The organism is Acidiphilium sp. AL (genome assembly GCF_025499445.1).
GTDB lineage: Bacteria > Pseudomonadota > Alphaproteobacteria > Acetobacterales > Acetobacteraceae > Acidiphilium > Acidiphilium iwatense.
Genome location: NZ_JAIMBZ010000085.1, coordinates 1 through 4,330, shown reverse-complemented (window position 1 = coordinate 4,330; position 4,330 = coordinate 1). Strand labels below are relative to the sequence as shown.

1 protein-coding gene is annotated in these 4,330 nt (G+C 64.4%); it reads right to left on the bottom strand.

Annotated elements, in window-relative coordinates:
- The coding region (locus AiwAL_RS19700) for a Hint domain-containing protein (protein WP_262313433.1) at positions 1-3,646 on the bottom strand (3,646 nt) is incomplete at its 3' end.
- Between the last annotated feature and the right edge of the window lie 684 nt (positions 3,647-4,330).

The following is a 4,330-nucleotide window of genomic DNA, read 5'->3' as shown; positions in this document are numbered from 1 at the left end:
GGGCGAGATGCCGCCGGCCGATCCATTTGATCGGCGCCGTTCCGCCGCCATTCAGGATGACCGCATCGCCCTCCCGCAACGCCTCGACCGGCACCTCGCCGCGCATCGTCAGAAGCCGCGTGCCGGCGGCAAAGCAGGGTGCGCTAGGAATAAGAGAAATTGTCGTATTTCCTGGCGGGTCGACCACCAGGAAATCGCTAGTATTGAAACTGCCCGTAATGTCCAGCGTGATCGTGCTGGAGCCATTGGTCAGTTCCAATCCCGTTCCACTGACATACGTCACATCCGCCGTATTCGCGGCGAACCCGTCGAGCACCAGCGTGTCCGTCGGTGCGAAACCACTGATCACTTGACCGATATCGAACGCCGTATAGGAGCCGCTGATGCTCCACGCGGCCCCTGCGGCAAAACTGAATCCGCTGAAGCCGATAAATTGCGACCCGATGTCGATCGGGGCTTCGCCCGTGGTCAACGAACCGAATTCCAGCACATCGGCGACGGTCGGATTGGCCACGACGTCGCCGACGAAGGATGCTCCAGGATTGACGATCAGTGTTCCCGCCAAAGACCCAAACTGTATCGCATCGCCCGGCGATCCGGCCGTGCCGTTAGCACCTCCATGGCTGGCAACACCAGCGGAGCCGCCGCTACCCCCCTTGATCGTGCCTCCGTCGATCAGCACCCCGCCATTGAGATAGACGCCAGCACCGCCAAGGCCCCCACCGCCACCGTCGAATCCTACGGCGCGACCACCACTGCCCCCAGTACCACCGACAATCGTGCCATCATTGGTCAGCGTGCCCTTTGCCGACAGATTGACGCCACTCCCGCCTTCACCGCCAACGCCAGCGGCTTCACCCGCACCGACGCCACCAACCCCGCCATTGCCCCCGCCGACCACACCGGTATTGACCAGGCTTCCTCCACCACCGAGCTTGATCCCGACGCCACCGATACCGCCGGCAGTTCCAATCGTGGTTGCATTGCCGCCGATGCCGCCGAAGACATTCCCTTCATTGGTCAAAGAACCACCGACTAGAGCATTGATCCCGACACCTCCGGTACTCAGTGCGCTTCCGCCACCCCCGTAAATAGATCCTACATTGATCAGTGTTGCCGCGCCCAGAAGATCGACGCCGGCACCGCCTGCGATGGTTAGGTAGCCGTAACCGCCGATAATGGTGCCTTGATTAGCGAAAGTGCCAGAATTTGTGAGTTCGACGCCCACGCCGTCACTTGCACCGGAAACCGGCACATTCGCAATTATGGTGCCGCCATTATAAAAGTTGCCATCGACGATCAGCGTGCCGTTCTGCATCAAAGTCGCGCCGGCGATGATCGTATTGGCTCCGGTCAAGCTCCAGGTGGCATAGGGATCGACGGCTATTTGTTGAAAATCGACGAACTGACTACCCAATCCAGTGAGTGTGCCCGCCGTGCTACCCGAGGCGAGATACAGCGCATCGGCAATCGTCGGGTTGGCCAGTACGTTGCCGACGATCGATGCGCCGGGAGCGAGAGTCATCGCCGCGAGCGACGTGCCGAACAGCAAGACGTCTCCGACCGTTCCGCCGCCGCCGATCAGGCTGCCGGCGACCATCAGATTGCCGTCGTTGATCAGCGTGCCATCCTGCGAAACGGTCGCGCCTGCGATGATCTGATTGTTACCGGCAAGGCTCCAGCTTGCCCCGGTTTGAATCGTGACTTGCTGAAAGTCGGCGAATTGAGAGCCTAGCCCGTTCAAGGTGCCGGAAATACTTCCAGAAGCCAGGTCGAGCACGTCGGCGAACGACGTGTTTGCCGCGACATTGCCGATGAAATCGGCACCGGGATCGAAAACAACCGTTCCCGCCGCGGCGCCGATCGCGCCGAATTGGACCGCATCTGCGGCGCTGCCTGGGCCTCCCCCCCTCTCGATCGTGCCGGCATTGATCAGGGTGCCACTTGCCAGATAGACGCCCGCACCACTGGCGTGTACGCCCTCGCTGCCCTTGGTGCTGGTGCCGCCCGCGCCATTGCTGCCGCCGATGACGACTCCCTGGTTGATGAGCACTGCCGTGCCTTGGAGGAGCACTCCGATCCCGCCGTAACCGCCGAAGCCGCCGTTTCCGCCGTTATCGGCACCGCCGCCCTGGCCACCTGTGCCGCCGGATATGACACCATCATTGGTCAGTGTGCTCGTCCCCGACAGCTCACCACCCGCACCGCCGCTGCCTCCCGAGCCTCCAATCCCGCCGGTTGAGTATTGGCCGACGCCGCCATTGCCGCCAGAGATAGTACCGAGATTGGTCGCCGTGCCAGTTGCGGCAAGAGCAATGCCCTGACCACCGCCACCGCCGGCGCTCGCATAGCTCGCCGCTGGCCCGCTACCGCCGCCGCCGCCGCCGCCGGTGATGGTGCCGGCATTGGTGAATGTGCCCGCACCCAACAAAGCGACACCGGCCCCACCGAAGCCGCCCGGACCACCTGTGCCTTGAATGCCATTGCCGCTACTGTTCGCGGCACCGCCGGCGCCGCCGGCGCCACCGGCTCCGCCGGAAATGATACCGATGCTGGCATTGGCCCATATACCCGCGCCCGTTAAGGCAATGCCGTCACCGCCATTACCGCCAAATCCTCCCGAGCCACCGCTTGCGCCGGTTCGGTTTCCACTGACGCCGGTAGCGCCGGCGCCCGCATTGCCGCCCAGGATGGTGCCGTCACTCGACAGACTGCCGCCATCGAGAGAGCCGCCGGCGCCGCCATTCCCTCCCTTGGCGCCCTCTTGGTAACCGACACCGAAGCTATAGAAGTAGCCGCTTTCTGCCGCGCCACCCGCACCTCCGACGATCATCCCGTGATTGCTGAGCGTGCCGGTGTCGAGATTGACGCCATACCCCCCGGTACCGCCGCCAGGACTGGAATTGGTCGTGAGAGCGCCCAGGGCGCCGGCACCGCCGGTTATCGTCCCGGCGATATCGTTGATTAGGAAGCCAGCACTCGCGACGCTGATGCCGGCACCACCGACACCGCCGTCACCGGCGATCGCGCCGCGGGCAGGACCGCCTACTCCGCCGATGCCGCCGAAACCGCCGGTTATTCTCCCGGCAATCGTCAAGGTCCCACCATTGGCGAGGTCGATACCGGTGCCACCGGCGCCACCGTCCGACCCGTTATAGTTACCGCCTGCAGTGAGGGCGCCGTGGGCCCCGGTCCCGCCTGCACCACCCGCGACGACGCCCGTGATACTGCCGACAAACCCGGAAGCTGCGATAGATATGCCGTCGCCACCACTCCCGGCCGAACCGACCGTGCCGTTCGAGCCCGACCCACCGCTGCCAGGACCACCATCACCTGCAAAGGCGGCATTCCCGCCATCGCCGCCGATGATCGTCCCTTGATTGGCGAGGGCCCCCGTACTCGTGACGATAACGCCGATGCCGCCCGCACCACCGTCGCCGCCGGCGCCGCCATCGCCACCAAGCCCTGGGTGTTTAACAGTGGTCGTCGCGCCCCCCGAGCTGCCAGCACTCCCGCCGCCCCCGGCACCACCGGCAATGACGCCGTTATTGTTCAGACTGCCGGGACCGGCGAGATCGACACCACTTCCCCCTTCTGACCCATAACCACCTTTGCCGCCGGCGGAACCGGTTTCGACTTGAGCCAATCCATAGGTATAGGTCGCCTCTCCAGCGATGCCGGCGGAACCCGCACTACCCCCACCGCCGCCACTGATCGATCCGTCATTGGTCAGGGTTCCGGCGCCGGCGAGGTGGACCCCCGCACCTCCGCCGGCTCCATCACCGCCGCCGCCGCCAGTACCGCCATATGTTTGACTCCCGTCGCCGCCAATGCCGCCGGCACCGCCATTCCCGCCGATGATGTCGCCGCCGCCCTGATTGGTCAGCACTCCCTGTCCCAACAGGACAACACCGTCACCACCCAGGCTGCCAGAGCCGCCGGGAGCACCAGGGCCCCCGCTCACGACGGTAATGCCGTTACTTCCGATCGCGCCGGCGCCGGACAAGACGATACCTGCGTTCGTCACGCTGAACACGCCCGAAACCGTACTTGGCAGATACAATCCGTCGGCACCGTAAGCGGCAGGCGTGATAGCGCCGGTACTGGTTATGGTCAGCGGGCTCGAATAGGTTCCGCTCCCGAGAGTGACAGTGGCGGTAACCGTGTTATTGATTGTGCTGCCGGACATATTTGTTCCCCGCGTGGCAAAGGAGGGAAAGTGTTATCCTGCCGCCACTTGGCTGGGGCGGGGCTGTTCGATGGGATAGGCGAGGGTTGCGACGATGCCGGCGCTGATCTTCTGGCCGGCGCACAGCGCGGCGGGGATGAT